Origin of the sequence: Sphingomonas xinjiangensis (assembly GCF_014199255.1) — a bacterium.
GTDB classification, from domain to species: domain Bacteria; phylum Pseudomonadota; class Alphaproteobacteria; order Sphingomonadales; family Sphingomonadaceae; genus Sphingomonas; species Sphingomonas xinjiangensis.
On record NZ_JACIJF010000002.1, the window covers coordinates 400,253 to 419,598 of the forward strand.

The window sequence follows — 19,346 nt, forward strand, 5'->3', positions numbered from 1 at the left end:
CGTTCCTCGACAAAGGCCGAGGAGCAGCATGCTTACGGCCGTGCCCCAATCATCTCTCCGATCGGCAGCATCCCCGGCGCGTCGCGCAGCGCCTGCGCCAGCGCCGCGTTCTCGACCCGGCAGCCGTGATAAAAATGGAGCGTCTGGCTGTCCCCGATCGCCCGCGTCCAGTGCACCTCGGTGCTCGGCATGTCGGTCGGCGCGTTGCCGCAATTGGCGCTGCCCATCTCGTAGCGCACTTCGCCCTGCGCCGGCCGGTACGGTTCCAGTTTCGCCGCGAACGCGTCATATTGCTCCCGGCTCAGTCTAAAGGGACGCTCGCCGGTAACCGCGGTGTACTGCTTGCCTTCGAACACCCCGGTCCCATCGGGGCGTACCACCACGGCATATACCGGGCAGCGGCCGTGGCAGGGCGCGGTCTCCAGCGTGATCGAGTCCGCTTCGATCGCCACCGGCGTACCGCCCGGCCGCGCGCCATCGCTCGCGCATCCCGCCAGCGCCAATGCCGCCGCCCCGATCGCCATCCACTGCCTGCCCATCACAACTCCCTTCGGATCACCCGCCGCCACTGGCGCGTTTCCCACGCACGGTCTACTTGGCGCGACCAAGTTTGCAGGAGAATGAACCGATGCGCCCATCCGGCCGCGCCCCCGACGAAATGCGTGCGATCTCGATCACGCCCAGCTTCACCCGCCACGCAGAGGGTTCGGTGCTGATCGGCTTCGGCGACACCCGCGTGCTGGTCACCGCCAGCATTGAGGAGCGCATTCCGCCCTGGCTGCGCGGCAAGGGCGAAGGCTGGGTCACCGCCGAATACGGCATGCTCCCCCGCGCCACCCACACCCGCAGCGCCCGCGAAGCCGCCAAAGGCAAGCAGTCGGGCCGCACCCAAGAGATCCAGCGCCTGATCGGCCGCTCGCTACGCGCCGTCACCGATCTCAAGCTGCTCGGCGAGCGCCAGATCACCCTCGATTGCGACGTGCTTCAGGCCGATGGCGGCACCCGCACCGCCGCGATTTCAGGCGCCTGGGTGGCGCTGCGCCTCGCCGTTAACAAGCTGATGGCCGAGGGCAAGCTGACCGCCGACCCGATCACGCAGCAGGTCGCCGCCGTCAGCTGCGGCATCTTCCAGGGCAATCCGGTGCTCGACCTGGACTATGACGAGGATTCGAACGCGGACGCCGACGCCAATTTCGTGCTCCTCTCCGACGGCAAGATCGCCGAAGCGCAGGCAACCGCGGAGGGCGCGACCTATGATGAGGAAGGCCTGCTCCGCTTGCTCCGCCTCGCCCGCATCGGCTGCAATCAGATCTTCGCCGAACAGCTGAAGGCCGTGCAATGACCGGGCCCAATGAAGGGGTGGGCGGCGACGCCCCCCAGGCCATCCGCAAGCTCAAGCCCGGCAAGCTGGTGATCGCCAGCCACAATCCGGGCAAGGTCCGCGAAATTCGCGCGCTGCTCGGCCCCTATGGCATCGAACCGGTCTCCGCGGCCGAGCTGGACCTGCCCGAGCCCGAGGAAACCGGCACCACCTTCGTCGCCAATGCCGAGCTGAAGGCGCTCCAGGCCGCCGATCTGTCAGGCCTGCCCGCGCTGTCGGACGATTCGGGGCTATGCGTCGAAGCATTGAACAACGAACCCGGCATCTTCTCGGCCCGCTGGGGCGGCGAAGCCAAGGATTTCGACCTCGCGATGCGCAAGGTTGAGGACCGCCTGGCCGCGCTTCCGCCCGAAACCAGCCGCTCGGCGCACTTCATCTGCGCGCTGGCACTCGCCTGGCCCGATGGTCATGTCGAATGGTTCGAAGGCCGCGTCGACGGCACGCTGGTCTGGCCCCCGCGCGGGGACAAGGGCTTTGGCTACGACCCGATGTTCGTCGCCGATGGCCATGCGCAAACCTTCGGCGAGATGGACCCACAAGCCAAACACGCCATGAGCCACCGCGCCGACGCCTTCCGCCAACTGGTCGCGGCGGTGTTCTGACCCACAAATCCTCCCCCTTGCGGGGGAGGATCGAACCCTCAAGCCTCGACCAACGCCGCCAACGCCGCCTCGCGCACGTCGCGCGCCAGCGCATCCACCCGCGCCACATCGGCGTCCCAGGCGAACATGAACCGCGCGCCCCCGCCGATGAATGTATAAAACCGCCAGCCCCGCGCCCGCAGCGCCTCCAGCACCGGCTCAGGCGCGCGCAGGAACACCGCGTTGGCCTCCACCGGGAACATCAGCTCGATTCCCGGCAACCCCGCCACCGCCGCCGCGACCCGCTGCGCGCAATCATTGCCATGTTCGGCATTGCGCAGCCACGCGCCGCTCTCCAACAGCCCCACCCACGGCGCCGACAAGAAGCGCATCTTGGACGCCAGCTGTCCGGCCTGCTTGCAGCGATAATCGAAGTCCTCCGCCAGCGTAGGCTCGAAGAACAGCACCGCCTCGCCCACCGCCATGCCGTTCTTGGTGCCGCCAAAGCACAGCACGTCGACGCCCGCCTGCCAGGTGATCTCGGCGGGCGAACAGCCCAAGGTCGCACAGGCATGCGCGAACCGCGCCCCATCCATGTGCAGCCGCAATCCCAGCTCGCGGCACGTCGCCGACAGCGCGCGCACTTCGGCGACGCTATAGACCTGTCCCGTCTCGGTCGGCTGCGTGATCGTCACAACGCGCGGCTTGGGGAAGTGGATGTCCGACCGGCTCGTCGCCAGCCCGCGCACCGCTTCGGGCGTCAGCTTGCCGCCCGCGGTCTGCGCCACCAGCAGCTTGGATCCGTTGGAAAAGAACTCCGGCGCGCCGCACTCGTCGGTCTCGACATGCGCCGAGGAGGAACAGATCACGCTGTGATAGGATTGCCCGAGCGACGCCAGCGCCAGCGAATTGGCCGCCGTTCCGTTGAACGCGAAGAACACTTCGCACTCGGTGCCGAACAGCGTGCGAAACGCGTCGGATGCGCGCTGCGTCCAATCGTCATCGCCATAGGCCGTGGCCGAGCCTGAATTCGCTTCCGCCATGGCGTTCCACGCCTCTGGACAGATTCCGGCATAATTGTCGCTGGCGAATTGTTGAGCTTGATCGATCACGCGCACTGCCTCTTAAACTGGTTCGGCACCAGGAGACAGGTCGACACGTGGCTTGGAACCCGATGGTTGCCGGTCCGGCCACATCCCTCCGCTTGGTAAAGCGGAGGCACCACCTTGCTCGGGAGCAGGTTGGTGCCAGGCGTCGGCCCGACTCTTGATGCAGTGCCCCGTTAGCGCGGCTGGCCAGGCGGTTCAACCCGCTGCGGTGCAGCAAGGTCTGGTCACACCGATGGGAGTACCGATCAGCGACTTCTCACCGCACCGCACCGCGGCAAAAGGTCGTTGGAGAGACGTCGCCCTCCATCCTCAACAGAAGTGCAATAGCGGCAAGACCAAGCCAGGGCGGGCGCGGACCACGGCCAACAATCGAGGCGGGCATCGCTAAATGCTTCGCTTCCGGCGACAATTGTTGCAATTGCCACGAACGCCTTTTTCAACGGTCGACCCGTCCGTTCATGACACCAGAAGGGCGTAAGAGGGTTCGAGGTACCGATGTCCGATCGCCTGAAGGTCTTGCTCCAGTACATCCTGCCCAAGAAGCACATAAGCACCATCGCCGGCCGCATCGCCGGCGCGAAAGCGGGCCGCATGACAACGCGGGCGATCCGCTGGTTCGTCGGCACCTACGCCGTCGACATGCGCGAAGCCGCAGACCCGGACATCAACAGCTACAAGAGTTTCAACGACTTCTTCACTCGGCCGCTAAGAGCCGGTGCCCGCCCGGTGGCGGATGCCGACTTCGTCTCTCCCGTCGACGGAGCGATCAGCCAGTTCGGCGCCATCGAGGAGCATCATATGCTCCAAGCCAAGGGCCATCGATTCACCACGACGGATCTGGTGGGCGGCGACCACACGCTCGCCGCGCAGTTCCGCCACGGCAGCTTCGCCAACCTCTATTTGTCGCCAAAGGATTATCACCGCCTGCACATGCCGTGCAGCGGCACGCTCAAACGCATGATCTACGTGCCGGGCACGCTGTTCTCGGTGAACCCCGTGACTGCGCGCGGTGTGCCGAACCTCTTTGCCCGAAATGAGCGGGTCGTGTGCGTGTTTGAATCGGCCGAACATGGTCCGTTCGTCATGGTGCTGGTCGGGGCGACCATCGTCGGCAGCATCGCGACGGTGTGGCACGGCGTCGTCAATCCAAAGCGCACCGGCAAGCTTTCCGAATGGAGCTATGCCGAACAGGACATCACGCTGGCAAAGGGCGACGAGATGGGGCGCTTCCTTCTTGGCTCGACGATCGTCATGTTGTTCAAACAGGGCGCCATCCGCTTCAACGAAGACTGGGCGCCCGAGAAACCGGTCCGCTTGGGTGAGGCCATGGGCAACGCGCCACTACCTACATCCAGGGACGACGACCCTCAGGGTTGAAGCCAGCACGGGAGCAAAGGCGCGCTCCGCCCTGCATCAATGTCGGGGGGCTGGAATGTAGACCTGTGAAACGGCAGGTCGGCTACCGCCCAAAGTCAACCGTTCAGGTCACTGCTCACGTCGCTCCAAAGCGCACGTCCGTTCATGCCAAGGCAGAACGGCAGAAACCGCCCAAAATCGTCCCATGCTGTCGCCGCTTTTCCTGAAACCGGACGATCGTTCACGCAGCAGTTGCCCGGCGGGAGGACTCGAATTTCACCCCCGCGTTCGGCTGCGGCGATCGCGCCGCGCGTCCTCACGACCTTTTGTCGGCAGTTGTGCTATACTTAACGAGAGGAGATAGACGCTGAACCAGCCGTCGACGCCAGAGATGAAGAGGAAACACCGAGACCTACGCCTGGCGACGCTGGGTTCCGTCATCTTGAGCATACTTTGCGTTAAGATTGACGCCTTTGAGCGAATCGTGACCTTTGTAGAGCGCCATGAAGCATGGCAGCTAGACGAGGCAATCATCATCCTGCTTGTAACCGGGGTAGCCTCACTCGCCCTGTACGCCAGACGTTCTCACCGGGCTCACCGGGCGCTGGAGGCACAGTCCGAAGAGTTGATGCGCGCCAATACGGCTGCGGAGAAGTCGGCGGCGTTGGTCCGCGATGCCGAGGCGCTCTTCAAGGGCATCTTCGAGAGTTCGCCCGACGTGCACATGGTTTACGATCTGAAGGGCAGCACATTTTCGTTGAATACGATGAATGAGGCGGCCGAACGTTCGCTGGGGACGACCATCGCGGAGGTGCGAGGGAAGGAAATTCGGGACTTGTTCCCAGCTGAACGAGCACAGCGCGGGCAGCAGAACATGGAAGAGGCAATTGCTCTAGGAAGGGGACGGCACACAGCGGAGGAGCGTACCGCTTCGGGCGAAGACGTCATCTTCGACGTCAGGGTGGTGCCGCTGCTTAACGCCGTTGGCGAGGTCCGCCACGTGTTCGTCGGCAAGCGCGACGTCACGGAGCTAAAGCGCGCGGAAGTTGCCGCGCTGCAGGCCAACGTGCTGATGCAGACGGCGGAGAAGATCGCCCACATGGGCTATTGCACCTTCGACCTGATCACGCAGCAAGTAACATGGTCCGACGAGCTCTGGACAATGCTCGAACTCGATCCGAAACACGGCCCCCCAAGCATCGATAAGCTGATCGACCGTCGCCATCCCGAGGACCGAGAAGAGGCGGCGCGGGTGCTGGCGGACGCGATTGCCAAGGGCGCGCCAAATTACGAGAACAGTTATCGCCTGCTCCTGCCGAGCGGCAAGATCCGCCACATCCTGGCTCGAGGGACGATCCTTCGCCAAGCTGGCCTAGCGGTAAGCGTGTTTGGTGTGCTTCTCGATGTCTCCGAACTCAAGCATGCGGAAGAGAACGCGCGCGCTAGCGAGTTACGATACAGGCTGATGGCGGAGAATTCCACCGACGTCATCGTCACTAGCGATCTAAGTGGCAAAACCACCTTCGTTTCACCGTCCTCAGAGGCTGTAACGGGCTATACGAGTGAGGACCGGATGGGGCACGGGCCGGACAACATCACGCATCCTGACGACGTTGTGAAGCTGCGGGATGCTTTCCGCAGGCTTAAGGCTGGCGAGGGTCCCCAGCGAGTTCGCTGGCGCGTCTGGCATAAAACACAAGCGCGCTGGGTATGGGTGGAATCAAGCCCCGCGCTGTTGCGAGACCCGGGGACGCAGGAGGTCACAGGTTATCTCGACGTCATCCGCGATGTGTCGGCACAAAAGGAGCAGGAGGAGGCGCTCGCCGCCGCGAAGCTCGAGGCCGAGCAGGCTATGAATTCGAAGGAACAGTTCCTGGCGAACATGAGCCACGAGCTGCGCACGCCGCTCAACAGCATCATCGGCTTCTCAAGGCTGCTGAGTGAACGCACCGGCCTCGATGCCGAGGACCAGCGACGCATTCACTTGGTTCACAGCGCCGGCCTCGCGCTGCATGCGGTGATCGACAACGTACTCGATTTCTCGAAGTTGGAAGCGAACAAGCTCGAGCTAAACAGCAGCCCGTTCGAAGTGGCGGAGTTTTTTACCAGCACGGTATCTCTGCTCGAAACTCAGGCAGCGGCGCGCGACGTTCGGCTCAGCGCTCAAGTCTGCCCCAGAGTTCCCGCCCGCATGATTGGCGATCCGGATCGCCTCCGCCAGATCCTACTCAACCTACTTTCAAATGCGGTGAAGTTTACCCACGACGGATCCGTCACCACCAGCGTCACCCTCGTCGGGCAAGAGGATCGTGCAGCAAGGCTGCGCGTCGAGGTTACGGATACTGGCGGTGGTATTCCGGAGGATCGGCTGGCAACACTCTTCAACCGCTTTGTCCAGGCGGACGCAACGGTATCGCGGAATTACGGCGGAACAGGACTCGGCTTGGCGATCTCACGGCAACTTGTCACCCTGATGGGCGGCGATATTGGCGTCACGAGCGAGTTGGGAAAGGGGTCGACCTTCTGGTTCGAGATCACCTTGCCCGTCGCGGACGAGCACGAACGCACCGAGGGAAAGATCTCTGTGCCAGAGGTGCAGTCGTTAGACGGCAAACGCGTTTTGGTCGTCGACGACGTCGACCTCAACCGCGAACTGATGTTGGCGTTGCTTTCGAGATATGGATGCACCGTCACGCAAGCGGAGGATGGCGCGCAAGCGCTAGCCGAGGTCGAGGTTCAGAGCTTCGACCTGATTCTTATGGATTGCCAGATGCCGGTGATGGACGGCTTCGCCGCCACCCGCGCGATACGCGAGCAGGCTGGGCCGGTCTCAAAGATACCGATCGTTGCGCTGACAGCGAGCGCTCAACCGGAGCACCTCGCGCGGTGCCTGGCCGCGGGTATGAATGAGCACCTGACCAAGCCGCTGAACCCTCGGTCGCTGGAAGTCGTGCTCCAACGCTATCTCGCCCACGGGGAGGAAAGCGAAGCGACTGTGGCGCCGGAGGCTGCTCCGCCCGCCAAGCCTTCACTGCGGGAGCGGTACGCCATCAGGCGCCGCGCAATGATCGAGGCGCTGGAGGCGATGACCTCAGCGGGGCAGTTCACGGACGACGCGGTAAGCGAACTCGCCACGATGGCGCATAACCTGGCGGGAACTGCGGGTATGTTCGGGGAAGCGGAATTGGGCAATGCTGCGGCGGAGCTCGACGCTGGACTTAACGTGTGGTTGCCGGGTGAGCGCCCCCTGCGGATCCAAGAGTACCTCGACATCATGCGTGCCATTGCGCTCAGAAGCGCCCAAGAAAGCGGCCCTATGAAGCCTAACGCTTCAGCGTAGCCGCAGCTGACCGCAAGCGAATTCAGATGAACGTGCGGCGAGTTTCAAATGACGTCCTTTAAGACAGGACAACGGTGACCTGAGGCAAAGCAGCCGTAGAACAGCGCTTCGGCGATCGCCTGCTTTTCCCACCAACTGCCGGAAACCGCTTTTCCGCTTTCCCCCAATTTCGGCCACTCAGCTCTGGCGCGGATGGCCGTAGTCTATGCGGTCACGACCCGCATCACGGCATAGTTGCCCAGCGACAATCAACAAGCCGGGCGACCGTGCAAGCGAGATGCCATGTTGCAGGATTTCCGCTCGACGCGGCGGTGGTGGACAGGGCTGGATTCGAACCAGCGTACGGGAAACCCGGGCAGATTTACAGTCTGCTGCCTTTAACCACTCGGCCACCTGTCCAAACAGGCGCCGCGTCGAGCGAGGGCGGTCCAATGCCGAAGCGAACCGCCCCTGTCAACGCCTTGCTTCGCGGTTCCTTGCCGCATAGCGTCGCCACGACACTTTCTCCCACGCAAGGCTCTCAATGCGCAAAGCACTAGCTCTCGCCGCCGTTGCCCTTATTGCCACGCCGCTCGCCGCGCAGCAGGTCGAGCGGGCCGAGATCGCCCGCATCATCGATGAAGGCATGAACCGGTCGGAGGTGATGATCACCGCCGAGCACATGACCGACCGCATCGGATCGCGCCTCACCAATTCGCCGGGCATGCGCGCCGCCGAGGATTGGACGCTGTCGCGCTTCCGCACCTGGGGCCTGAAGAACGCGCACAAGGAAGGGTTCGATTTCGGCCGCGGCTGGTGGGCCGAGCGCCAGAGCGCCCGCATGATCAGCCCGCGCCCGATCGATCTCACTGCCATGGCGATCAATTGGACCCCCGGCACGCCGGGCAGGATCAGCGCCCCGATCATCGTCGCGCCCATGCGCGAGCCCGCGCACTTCGCCCGGTATCGCGGCCAGCTCGCGGGCAAGATCGTGCTGGTGACGCTCCCCGACGAAGGGTCGGAGCCCGGCGAAGCCCCCTTCCGGCGGCTGAGTGGCGACGATCTCGCCAAACTCGACGTCTACCAGCAGCCCAGCTACGATCCCGAAGCCGGCGACCGCCGCATCAAGCGCCTGGAATATGCCGAGAAGCTCGACAGCTTTCTCAAGGCCGAAGGCGCGGTCGCCTATGTCACGATGAGCGCGCGCGACGGCAAGCTCCTCCACGGCAATGGCTACCTGTTCGGCGTCGGTGAGACGCAGCAGGTTCCCGGCTTCGAATTCGCCGCCGAGGATTACCGCCGCCTCGCCCGCCTGGCCAAGGTTGGCCCCGCGCCGGTGGTCGAGCTCGAAAGCGTCGTCCATTTCGAGGATGCCGATACCAAGGCGTACAACATCCTCGCCGACATTCCCGGCACCGACACCAGCGGCGCCTATGTCATGGCCGGCGCCCATCTCGACAGCTGGACCGCCGGCGATGGCGCCGCCGACAATGCTGCGGGCAGCGCCGTGGTGATGGAGGCCGCGCGCATCCTCCAGCGCATGGGCGTCAAGCCGCGCCGCACCATCCGCTTCGCGCTTTGGTCAGGTGAGGAACAGGGCCTGCTCGGCTCGATGGCCTATGTCGATCAGCATATCGCCACGCGCCAGCGCAAGGCCGGTGAGCCGTCCACCGGCCTCGCCCGCTTCTATGGCTGGACCGATCGCTGGCCGGTCACGCGCCAGCCCGGCTATGACAAGCTCGTCGCCTATTTCAATCTCGACAATGGCTCGGGCAAGATCCGCGGCATCTATGCGGAGAACAATGTCGCCGCCGTGCCGACGCTGCGCGACTGGATGGCGCCGTTCGCGTCGATGGGCGCGAACACCGTGGCGATGCGCACCACCGGCGGCACCGATCACATGTTCTTCTCGGCGCTGGGCATCCCGGCCTTCCAGTTCATTCAGGATCCGCTGGATTATGGCAGCCGGCTGCACCACACCAGTGCCGACACCTTCGATCACCTCAAGTCCGCCGACATGCGGCAGGCCGCGGTGATCCTGGCGGCGTTCCTGCTTCAGGCCGCCAATTCCGAAAAGCCGCTCGCGCGCGCCCCCTTCCCCACTCAGCCGACGGTCACCAACCCGTTCGCTTACCCAGACCCGGATGATCTAGACTGATGGCACGCAAAGGACACCGCCCGAGCAAGTCGAGCCCGTCGCGCCCCCGTTTCTACGGGCGGCACGCCGTGCTCGCCGCGCTCGCCAATCCCGAACGCAAGGTCCGCAAGATCTGGGGCACGCATGAAGCGCTCTCCGGACTCGATCTTTCGCCCGAAATCCCCGTCACCTTTGCCGAAGCCGCCGATCTCGGCCGGCTGGTGCCCAGCGACGCCCCGCACCAGGGCATGGTCGCCGAAGTCGATCCGCTCGAGGAGATCTGGCTGGGCGACCTGCTCGAACAGGGCAAGGGCGACAACCGCCCGCTGATCGTGCTCGATCAGGTCACCGATCCCCACAATGTCGGCGCGATCCTGCGCTCGGCAGCCGCGTTCGACGCGCTCGGCATCATCACGCAGGATCGCCACGCCCCGCCCGAATCGGGGGCGCTCGCGCGCTCGGCCTCGGGCACGCTGGAAACCGTGCCCTGGGTGCGCGTCGTCAACTTGGCGCGTGCGCTCGATGAGATCGGCGAGGCCGGCTTCTGGCGCATTGGCCTCACTGGCCATGCCGATGGCACGCTTGCCGAGGTCATCGGCGAACAGGGCCGCATCGCCCTGGTGCTCGGCGCCGAAGGCGAAGGCATGCGCCAGAACACCGAGGCGCATTGCGACCAGCTCGCCAAGCTGCCGATCTCGTCCAAGGTCGAAAGCCTGAACGTCTCCAACGCCGCCGCGGTCGCGCTCTACGCCGTCACTGCGCGCGGCTGAACGGATGCCCCGGCCCATGCCGGGGCACCGCCTCAATCCTCTTCGGCGATCCGCACGCGCAACCCGTCCAGTGCATCGCCGAACGGGATCTGGCACGACAGCCGGGAATATGCGTCCCGCGTCAGCGCGCTATCCAGCAAGTCATTCTCGTCCTCGCTGATCGGCGGCAGTTTGGCCGCAAATTCCGGGTCGACATGGACGTGGCAGGTGGCGCAGCTACAGCAGCCGCCGCAAATCGCCAGCAGCTCGTCAAAGCCGTTGTCGCGGATCACTTCCATCACGCTGAGGCTCGCATCGCCCGTGACCGTACGTTCTTCCCCATTTCTGGTCACGACGGTAAGCTTCGGCATGGCAATCTCCTTTGTCGGCGGCGTCCATGCCGCGCAACTTGGCGCTCTGCAAGGATCGACGCGATGGGCTTGAGTGCGCAACAGTTGACGGCATCGATCGATGCATTGGCGCGGATCGAGCCCGGTTTCGCCGCCGCCTTGAAGCGCGCCGGCTATCCCGCCCCGCGCCTGCGCGATCCTGGCTATGAGACGCTGCTGCGCACCATTGTCGGCCAACAAGTCAGCGTCGCCGCCGCCGCCTCGATCTGGAACAAGCTCGCCGCCGCCCTGGGCGACCTCACCGATCCCGCCACGATCGCCCAGGCCTCGGACGAAACCCTGCGCGCCGTCGGCCTCTCCCGCCAAAAGGCCAGCTACGCCCGCAGCCTGGCCGAAGAAGTCACCACCGGCCGGCTCGATCTCCACAACCTGCCCGCCGATGACGAGGAAGCCATCGCCGCGCTCACCCACATCAAGGGCATCGGCCGCTGGTCCGCCGAGATCTACTTGCTCTTCGCAGAGGGCCGCCCAGACATCTGGCCCGCCGGCGACCTTGCCGTGCAGATCGAGATCGCCCGCATGCTTGGCCATCCCGCGCGTCCGTCGGAAAAGCTCCTGCGCAGCTGGGCCGAACCCTGGCGCCCTCATCGCGGCGCCGCGGCGATCTTTGCCTGGCACCATTACAAGACCGACATGGACGTGATCTAAAGCGCTAAAATCCTTCCCCGGAGGGGGAGGTGGCACGCGTAGCGTGACGGAGAATATGGGCCTCAGGGGAATTTCGCACGCGGCCTGCCCTCGCCCAGCGACGATGACCTCACCCTCGAAAAGAGGATCTCAGGCGCCCAGCGCCTCCAGCCCCATCGCGATCGAGCCCAGCGGCCCGGCCATCGTCCCCAGTCCGGGCGGCCCCAGCCGCCGGTCGAGTTCGCCGGCATAGCTCGCGATCGAGCCATAGCCGCCCAGGCTCTCGGCCAATCGCGTCCGCAGCCGCTCGAACAGATGCTCGCGCGCCGCGATCACGCCGCCGCCGATAGCGATCCGCTCGGGCGCAAAGCCCATCACCAGATTGTGCAGCAGCCCGGTCAGGTCATGCACGAACAGGTCCCATTGCGGCCCGTCCTGCGGCAGCTCTTGCCCCGGGCAGCCGAACCGTTCGGCCAGCGCCGGCCCGGAAATCAGCCCTTCGACGCAGTCGCCATGAAAGCGGCACCAGCCCTTGAACCTATCGCCCGGCGCCCGCGGCACGCGCATATGCCCGGCCTCGGCATGGGTCACCCCCTGCACCGGCCGCCCGTCGACCACCAGCCCCACGCCCACGCCAGTGCCGATGGTGATGTAGGCATGCGTGTGCAGCCCGCGCGACGCGCCCCAGCGCGCCTCGGCGATCGCCGCGCCGTTGACGTCGGTCTGGATCGCCAGCGGCTTCTCATACCGAGCGCGCAGCCGCTGCACCAAATCGGTGCCGGTCCAGCCCGGCTTGGTGGTCGCCGTGATCGATCCGAAATCGGGCGCGGCGGGATCGAGCTGCACCGGCCCGAAGCTGCCGATTCCGACTGCGTCGAACGCCCATTCGTCGAGCACCGCTTCGATCGCCGCCAGCGTCGTCGCCGGGTCCGATCCCGTCGCGATCGTCCGGGTTTCCCGAACATCGTCGGGGCCGGTGGCCAGCAATGCGATACATTTGGTGCCGCCCAGTTCCAGGCCGGCGATCAGCGGTGCAGTCGAGCTCATGATCCCCCGGCTAGCCCAAGCTTTCGGCAAACGCCACCGGGTTGCGCTATGGTGTTTGCCCCAAAACCGACACCCTCACCTTCAATCCTCCCCCGGAGGGCGAGGATCCAAGGCTATCCTCGATCCGCACGCACCATCCCTGCTGCGAACGGAATTCACCGCACCCAAGGGCGCAGTGCCGCTCAGGGCTGGCGCGCAACCTCCACCTGATACTTCAACGCGATCTTCCCATGCTTCGGCAGGTCCAAGGTCATGTCGGCCCAGCCTCCCGCCGCCATGGAGACCGAAGGCGTCGCGACCAGCGCCCATGTCCCGGCTTGCGGAAAGTACAGTTCCGAAGACAGCGCCACCGTGGACGAGGCACCACCGTCCGGTGAAATCACCGTCTTGAGCGAATACACCCCATCCACGGTCACAACAGCCGGCACACCACGCGCCATGACCAGCGTCGGCGCACCGATCACCTTCCCATCGCGCTCGATTTGCATCGCCACCTTGTACGATTCAGGGCGGTCCTGCGCCGATGCGCCGCCAGCCAGCAAACACGCGCCCACCATGATCAGGGTCTTCGTCAAGAACGCCATAAAGCCTCCGGGCTACAGATGAAGGTGATCCGAAAGGCCACCAAGCGCAGTATCAACCACCTGCGTTGCGCAACGAAGACCGAACACCGCGCCGCACCCCATGCCAACACCCGTTCCCCGGCAAAGGCCGGGGCCCAGTCGCACAAAGCCGAAAGAGCGGACCACCGCGTCATACACCGCCGAAACTGGGCCACGCCTTCGCCGGGGAGCCGTGGATGGCTGACCACCCCACCCCCCGCCGGCCCCCGACAGTGACCACAAAAACTCACCCGAACACCAGCACCAGCCGCTCGGCAAACACCCCGTTCTTGCGCAATCGCCCCGCACGCCCGCTGGCCCGCCGCAGCCCCGGCTGGCGCAACAGCGGCTTCAGCATCAAATGCAGCGTCGCCAGGTTGATGTGCAGCCCGAAACACTGGTGCAGCCCATAGCCGAAATGGATGTAGTCACTCGCCGGCCGCGCCGGATCGAACCGCCGGGGATCCGCCACTCGCCGCGGGTCCATCATTGCCGAGGCGAACGCCGCCAGCACCGTCTCCCCGGATTTCACCGGCGCCTCGTGCGCCGTCCCCCGGGCGATCACGCCATCGGCCAACACCATACGCGGTAAGCCGGGCGCCAGCGGATCGAACCGCATCGCCTCCAGCACATAGCCCCGCAACAGCGCGTCATCGTCCGCCAGCGCCGCCGCCCGCGCGCCGGCAAGCGCGTCCGGACGGCGCAGCAACTGCTCCATTGCCTGGGGCACCACCATCGGCGGCTGGGGCGGCCCGCCGACGATCATCCCCATCAGCGCGGTGCGGATCTCGACATCGCTGAACCCGCTCTCGCCAGCCGCCTGCATCGCCAGCGACCGCGACAGCACATCGTCCTTGCCTGGTACCGCCTTCCGCAACGCGATCTGCGCGTCGATATGCGCGCGCAGCGCCGGCGCGATCACGTCCACCTCGGCGCGCAGCGCGGGATCGTTGCCCCCATCGGCGAACTGGAACTCGAACAGCCGCGTCGCCCATACCCGCAGGTCGCCGCCCTGCGGCCAGGGCACGCCCAGATAATCGCTCAGCACCTCGAACGTCACTTGCCGCACCAGCGTGTCGACCACGTCGATCCGCCCGCCACTATCAGCGACGATCTCCCCCGCGCGCCGCTCCACCCGCTGCGCCAACAGGCCCAGATCGCTGGGCCGGACTACTTTGCGAAGCGCCGCGACATCCTGCCGGTATTGCGGCGTATCCCCCATCCCCAGGAAGAACGGCTCGCCCCCCATGATCACGTCCAGCTTGGGATGGTACGTCACCCCGAATACCGGATCATTCAGGAACACCTCGCGCACATCGTCATAGCGCGACGTCAGCACCATGCCTCCGATTCGCGCCACAGGCTTCCACCGCCGCAGGAACGCAAAGGCGTAGGGCATGGCCGCGAACACCGTCTGGCCCAGCCACCGCTTGAACCCCGTGGCCCCAGGCCGCAGCACATCGGTCGACGTGAGCGGATTCACAGTGTTTCCAGGTAACGCAGCGCCGGCATGCTCGGCAGGAAGAAATACTCCCCGCCCGCCATCTGCACGAAGGTCTCGACTTCCACGATCCGCCGCAGCGGTGTTTCGGGTATCGTCAGCTGCCCCTTGGGCCCGATCAGCGGGTCGACTTCGTCATACAGCGTCGCGAAGTTCGGGTTGAGCACCCAGGTCTGCTGCACGAACTCGAACTGCCGGGTGATGTCGGTGTTGAGACAGATGAACAGCAGGCCCCGATCGACGCCATCGTCAACCGTCGGATCGGCGATGGTCGGCCCGAATTTGCGCGCCCGGCGCAGGATGCGATGGTTCTTCGACGCTGCGAGCAGGGTTGGCTGGTCGGCCGCCGTCGGCGCCAGCCCGTCGCGCGGATTGCCACGCCGCACATGGCTGCCCAGCGGGCACCCCTGCCCCAGCCGGTCGCGGTCCCAAAAGCCGAACGCGTTGTCGGGCTGGCCATATTGGTTGGGCGGCAACGTCCCCTCCGGGCACAGCAGATTGCCGTCGCGGTCGCGCCCCACCACGCGCGACGCGATCCAGTCCCCATCGATCTTCGCGCCCCGCCCGGGATCGTCCTTGGCGATCCGCGCGGCATTGTCGCGCATCGACTTCCAGAACGCCGCGACATCCTGCTTCAGCTCGCGCACCACCATGTAGCTGCCGTCCAGCCCCAGGTCGAAAAACCCTTCGCCGCGCGGATGCGCCTTCAGCCCGGCGGCCCGCGCCTTGAGGCTATCGGGCACCACCGGCCCCGCGGCGATTTCGTTATGGCCGTTCTCGTGCCCCATCAGGATCTCGCCCAATGGCACCCCGTTCCAGGGATCGGCCGGCGCGTTCGTCCCGTCCATCGTTACCACGCCGTCCTTGAACGGCTGTGGCTGCGACACCCCGTCGGCAAAGCCGAAATGCTCGCGCGCAATGCCGCGTTCGTCCACCCGCAGCTCCAGCGGCAGCCGGTGCACCACTCGCACGCCGTGCGGCGCCAGCGCGTCGCTCACTGCCGCGCACCACGCGTCGGCGGTCGCCTCGTCCGCTTCGTACAGCAGCAGCAGCGCGTGCACGGTGATCGGTGTCGTGATGTGCTGCTCCGACGGTGCCGGGCCGTCCTCGTCGAATGCATGGGCGTCGTCGCCGCGCGCCGCGGCGTCCAGCGGCGTGTTCCCGCTCCAGCGCGGCCCGCCCGCGATCACGGTGTCCAGCCACTTGCCTTCGCGCCGGTCTCCCAGCCGCCGCAGTCGATCCTCCTGGAACATGCCTTCCTTGAACGGCCGGTCGAACGACGCGAGTGCGTTCGCCCCCAGCCCCATCTTCCGCAGCCCTTGCCAGGTGAAGCCGATCCCCGCCGAGCGCGGGTCCTTGCCATCGGCGTCGGTGATCGGCGCCACTGCCTGCAACGCCTGCAGCCACGCGCCGCCCTTGGCGCGCAGCGTGCCGCTCCAGCCAAACTCCAGGAACAGCGCGCGACCGGTGGGCAGCGTGCCGAAACCGCTCACCACCATCCCCTGCGTCATCGCGTCGTGCGGCGCCGCCAGCTTCCAGCTCGGCGGTCCCCCAGGTCCCCTCACGCCGCCCGGTGCCGTGCTCACAGGTCCTCGATCCACAGCGCGGCCTCCTTGTCGGTCAGGGTGGTTTTGCGCAGGCCCAGCGCGATCCGGTAATTGCGCTCGATCTGGTCGGCGGTCAGGTTCTTATACGCCGAATACCAGAAGCGGCTGACCGTCATCGAATGCCGCGCCCATTGCTTGAACTGGCTGCCATGGCTCGCCCCGTCCTTGACCAGGAAGCGGGTGGGCGGAAAGCCGACGCCCGAACTCCACGCCAGCGTCAGGCCGGCATGCGCCTTCTCGATGAAGTCATCCAGATAGCTTTCCCAGGTCTGGTCGAAGTTGGAAAAGAACATCAGCCGGCTGCCGTTATTCACCCGCGCCCAGTGCGCGAAGTGGATCGTGCGCATCGATCCCAGATAGCCGTTGCGGGCGATGATCCGCAGCAGCAGCCCCAGCCCCAGATGCCCGACCCGGATCAGCACCGCGCGCAGGATGCCCGGCTTGATCAGCACGATAGATCCCATATGGTTTTGCGGGATCCAGTCCTCGCGCCGCGCCATCGCGCGCAGCATCCTGTCGTCCACCGGCGGCGCGTCCTGCGAGGAGTCGCTCCGCTCCAGCACCCGCAGCCAGAACACGATGCCCGCCACCGTGACCGGCAGGCTCACCAGTCCCCAGGCCAGCCATTCCAGCGTATCGCGCCACGCTGACTCGCCGCCGCGCCCGGTCAGCAGCATCGTCACCGGCGTACCGATCGCGCCCACCAGCAGCAGATAGACTAGCAGGAACAGCGCCAGTGGCAGCAATTGCTTGAAGAACAGCGTCAGGAAGCTGAACCGCGTCGGCGTCGCCGTACCCGGCAACGCCACGCCAATCCGCTTGAGCGCCACCGCGAACCCGGCGAACACCACCCCCATCAGGATCAGGTAGCGCGGCCAGGGTATCTCGAAGATCAGGATCAGCCCGGGCAGCGACAGCGCGAATACCAGCGCCAGGATAAACCCGGTCAGCCGCGCCCAGTCGCCGACATTCTCGGCAAGCGGGATCCGCGCGGGTGCCTTCTCCCCCAGCCAGCCAAAGCCCGGCAGCAATGCGGCCCGCAGCCGCGCATGGATATCGCCGGGCGTCATCCGCCGATACGGGTTGGGGCTTGTTCCCGCCGGTCCGGCAAGCTCCACCCGCGTCGCCTTGAACAGCGCCGCTTCAGCCAGAATGCGGTCGCGCGTCATGCCGCGATTGCCATGATGGTACACGCTCGGCGTCAGGGTTCGCGCTTCCAGATACGGTGCGATCGGCGCGCGCGAGTCCGCGGCGGTGATCGCCTCGAACAGTTCGCCGTCGCGGGTCAGCGGCTGCTTGCAGCAGCGCAGCATGACGCGCAGGTCCTCGCCGATCGCCGCTTCCAGCTGGCTCCAGAATGGACCCTTCTCGCCGTCGAAATTGGCTTCGATCACGAACAGCGGGTCGTAGTCGAATCCGGGAAAGACGCTCAGCGACAGGAAATGCAGCGCCGGCACCCGCGTCAGAAAATCGGCGAACGGTCCCACCCCGCCCGACGGGTCGGGGCTGCGCTTGTCGCGCAGCGCGTCGAGCAGGCTCGATAAATGGTCATAGCTCTCGGGCTTCACCTCGAGTGCCACGGACAGCGTCGTCTGGCGCATGATGTCCCCCCTTCCCGATGGTCCCCACCATCCGGATCACAGGGACTGTCTCATGCGAAATCCAACAAGAAAAGCACGAAGTTCAAGTTGCGGGCAGATTTGCTCCGAAACGGCCAAAGTTGTCGACGCGTCGCCGTCTAGAAAACGGCGTTTCCGCGTCGACAAGATAGTGGCCGATCAGCCAAACCCGCCCTGATCGAACGAGTCGAGCCCAGTATCGACCGACAGCAGCGAGTCCGCATCGCTATCGAACCCCAGCAACGGTCCATCCCCGCTCAGGTCCAGGCTGACCAGCGCCGCATCGTCGTCATAGCCGCTGCCCGACCCGCTGCCGCCCAGGTCGTTCTCCACCTCGAATCCGCCGGTGTTCACTTGGTCATAGCTTGAGCTTGACCCATCACTGCCCGTCTCGGCGGCATGATATTCGCTCTGTCCATCCCCCTCCAGGAAGGTGTCCAGGTCGATCGTCAGCTCCGACGAATTGGCCGTATCGCCATCGGCACTTTCGCTGCTGTTCTGCGTACCCTCGATCGTCAGCCCCGCGACCGAGTCCAGCGTGCCGAGCAGCGAGGCGGACTCGCTGCTGCTGTCACCCTCGCCATTGGCGTCGCTCGAACTGCCAGTGGCACCCAGCAGGCCATCCAGCCCCAGCTCGGTCGAGAACGTGCCGGTATCCGAACTGCTGCTGCCATCGGCATTCTCGATGTCGGTCGAACTGGTCCCGCCGGTCACCAGCGCACCCGCCTCGAACCCGCCGACCAGCGCACCGGAATCGCTGCTTGTCTCGCTGCCATTCCCGCCGCTGCTGGCGCCAGCATTGTTCATCGCCGCCCCGAACATTGCGCCGACGTCCAGCCCACCGGTGAACGAGATCGAGTCCGTGCTCACGCTGCTGCCATCGGCATAGTCGGTGTCGCTCGACGAAGATTGCGTACCGAACGCGCCATCGGCATTCACGTCACCCATCGTCGAATTGCCCGAACTGCCCACCGACTGGCCATAGCCACCCGGCTCACCGCCGGTGGTGATCGAACTGCCCTGGTCGCTCAGCTGATAGCTGGTGCCGGTGTCGAAGCTCAGATCCTGCGCGCTGCTCTCTGACGAAGTGCTCGTCACCGGGTCGGACGCAGGCTGCGCCGGCGCCGCTTCGGAAGTCGGTTCAGCCGCAGGTGCCGCAGGCGCCGCCGGTTGCGGGCTGCCCTCCAGGGTGCTGGCGCTCATCGTACCTTCGGCATTGCCGGGTCCCCCCATCGGCTGGGGTGCCTCGGCGGCGGTTGGTTCAGCGTTCACAGCCATTGTCCATGCTCCTTGTACATTCT

At 65.6% G+C, this 19,346-nt stretch carries 16 protein-coding genes, 1 tRNA gene and 1 riboswitch; of the genes, 7 read left to right on the forward strand and 10 right to left on the reverse strand.

Annotation, left to right across the window (positions count from 1 at the left end; genetic code table 11):
- Positions 1–32: 32 nt before the first annotated feature.
- The gene (locus FHT02_RS05355) at positions 33–539 is read right to left on the reverse strand and encodes a DUF6438 domain-containing protein (RefSeq protein ID WP_184085216.1); all 507 of its coding nucleotides are present in this window, start codon (positions 537–539) and stop codon (positions 33–35) included.
- A gap of 89 nt (positions 540–628) precedes the next feature.
- On the opposite strand from FHT02_RS05355, the gene rph reads away from it, so the two are divergent.
- Together rph and rdgB are read left to right on the forward strand one after the other, a co-directional pair.
- Positions 629–1,342 (forward strand): ribonuclease PH, encoded by a 714-nt coding sequence (gene rph, locus FHT02_RS05360; RefSeq protein ID WP_184085219.1) that lies wholly within the window; start codon positions 629–631, stop codon positions 1,340–1,342.
- Positions 1,339–1,983, forward strand: coding sequence for an RdgB/HAM1 family non-canonical purine NTP pyrophosphatase (gene rdgB, locus FHT02_RS05365; protein ID WP_184085223.1), 645 nt, complete (start codon positions 1,339–1,341; stop codon positions 1,981–1,983). Before rph ends, rdgB begins: the two co-directional genes overlap by 4 nt.
- Positions 1,984–2,021: 38 nt before the next feature.
- On the opposite strand, the gene FHT02_RS05370 is transcribed toward rdgB, so the two are convergent.
- Complete coding sequence (locus tag FHT02_RS05370) at positions 2,022–3,074, reverse strand: beta-eliminating lyase-related protein (protein ID WP_184085226.1); 1,053 nt, start codon at positions 3,072–3,074, stop codon at positions 2,022–2,024.
- Between the two features lie 52 nt (positions 3,075–3,126).
- Positions 3,127–3,240: riboswitch (SAM-I-IV-variant riboswitch) on the reverse strand.
- Between the two features lie 326 nt (positions 3,241–3,566).
- On the opposite strand from FHT02_RS05370, the gene asd reads away from it, so the two are divergent.
- Both asd and FHT02_RS05380 read left to right on the forward strand, forming a co-directional pair.
- On the forward strand, positions 3,567–4,448 hold the full coding sequence (gene asd / locus FHT02_RS05375) for an archaetidylserine decarboxylase (RefSeq protein WP_184085228.1): 882 nt from the start codon (positions 3,567–3,569) through the stop codon (positions 4,446–4,448).
- A gap of 463 nt (positions 4,449–4,911) precedes the next feature.
- The gene (locus FHT02_RS05380; protein WP_184085231.1) at positions 4,912–7,767 is read left to right on the forward strand and encodes a PAS domain S-box protein; all 2,856 of its coding nucleotides are present in this window, start codon (positions 4,912–4,914) and stop codon (positions 7,765–7,767) included.
- A 312-nt stretch (positions 7,768–8,079) separates the two neighbouring features.
- Here FHT02_RS05380 and FHT02_RS05385 read toward each other — a convergent pair.
- Positions 8,080–8,166 (reverse strand) — tRNA-Tyr (locus FHT02_RS05385).
- Positions 8,167–8,290: 124 nt separating this feature from the next.
- Here FHT02_RS05385 and FHT02_RS05390 point away from each other — a divergent pair.
- Entirely contained in the window at positions 8,291–9,904 is a 1,614-nt protein-coding gene (locus tag FHT02_RS05390) for a M20/M25/M40 family metallo-hydrolase (protein WP_184085234.1), read from the forward strand.
- Entirely contained in the window at positions 9,904–10,653 is a 750-nt protein-coding gene (gene rlmB / locus FHT02_RS05395; protein WP_184085237.1) for a 23S rRNA (guanosine(2251)-2'-O)-methyltransferase RlmB, read from the forward strand. Before FHT02_RS05390 ends, rlmB begins: the two co-directional genes overlap by 1 nt.
- Before the next feature lie 32 nt (positions 10,654–10,685).
- Here the strand turns inward: rlmB and FHT02_RS05400 are convergent, their stop codons facing one another.
- Entirely contained in the window at positions 10,686–11,003 is a 318-nt protein-coding gene (locus tag FHT02_RS05400; protein ID WP_184085240.1) for a 2Fe-2S iron-sulfur cluster-binding protein, read from the reverse strand.
- Positions 11,004–11,066: 63 nt separating this feature from the next.
- On the opposite strand from FHT02_RS05400, the gene FHT02_RS05405 reads away from it, so the two are divergent.
- The gene (locus FHT02_RS05405) at positions 11,067–11,690 is read left to right on the forward strand and encodes a DNA-3-methyladenine glycosylase family protein (RefSeq protein ID WP_184085243.1); all 624 of its coding nucleotides are present in this window, start codon (positions 11,067–11,069) and stop codon (positions 11,688–11,690) included.
- Between the two features lie 129 nt (positions 11,691–11,819).
- On the opposite strand, the gene FHT02_RS05410 is transcribed toward FHT02_RS05405, so the two are convergent.
- From FHT02_RS05410 to FHT02_RS05435, 6 genes are all read right to left on the reverse strand, one after another.
- Positions 11,820–12,716, reverse strand: a complete 897-nt coding sequence (locus FHT02_RS05410; protein ID WP_184085246.1) for an ROK family protein — start codon at positions 12,714–12,716, stop codon at positions 11,820–11,822.
- Positions 12,717–12,898: 182 nt separating this feature from the next.
- Positions 12,899–13,300, reverse strand: a complete 402-nt coding sequence (locus tag FHT02_RS05415; protein ID WP_184085249.1) for a hypothetical protein — start codon at positions 13,298–13,300, stop codon at positions 12,899–12,901.
- Positions 13,301–13,565: 265 nt separating this feature from the next.
- Positions 13,566–14,801: a cytochrome P450 gene (locus FHT02_RS21865; protein ID WP_184085252.1), complete on the reverse strand. Its 1,236-nt coding sequence runs from the start codon at positions 14,799–14,801 to the stop codon at positions 13,566–13,568.
- Positions 14,798–16,420, reverse strand: a complete 1,623-nt coding sequence (locus FHT02_RS05425; protein WP_184085254.1) for a Dyp-type peroxidase — start codon at positions 16,418–16,420, stop codon at positions 14,798–14,800. The genes FHT02_RS21865 and FHT02_RS05425 overlap by 4 nt, the downstream gene beginning before the upstream one ends.
- Positions 16,402–18,027, reverse strand: a complete 1,626-nt coding sequence (locus FHT02_RS05430) for a hypothetical protein (RefSeq protein WP_184085257.1) — start codon at positions 18,025–18,027, stop codon at positions 16,402–16,404. Before FHT02_RS05430 ends, FHT02_RS05425 begins: the two co-directional genes overlap by 19 nt.
- Positions 18,028–18,204: 177 nt before the next feature.
- Complete coding sequence (locus FHT02_RS05435; RefSeq protein ID WP_184085260.1) at positions 18,205–19,323, reverse strand: hypothetical protein; 1,119 nt, start codon at positions 19,321–19,323, stop codon at positions 18,205–18,207.
- Positions 19,324–19,346 lie beyond the last annotated feature (23 nt).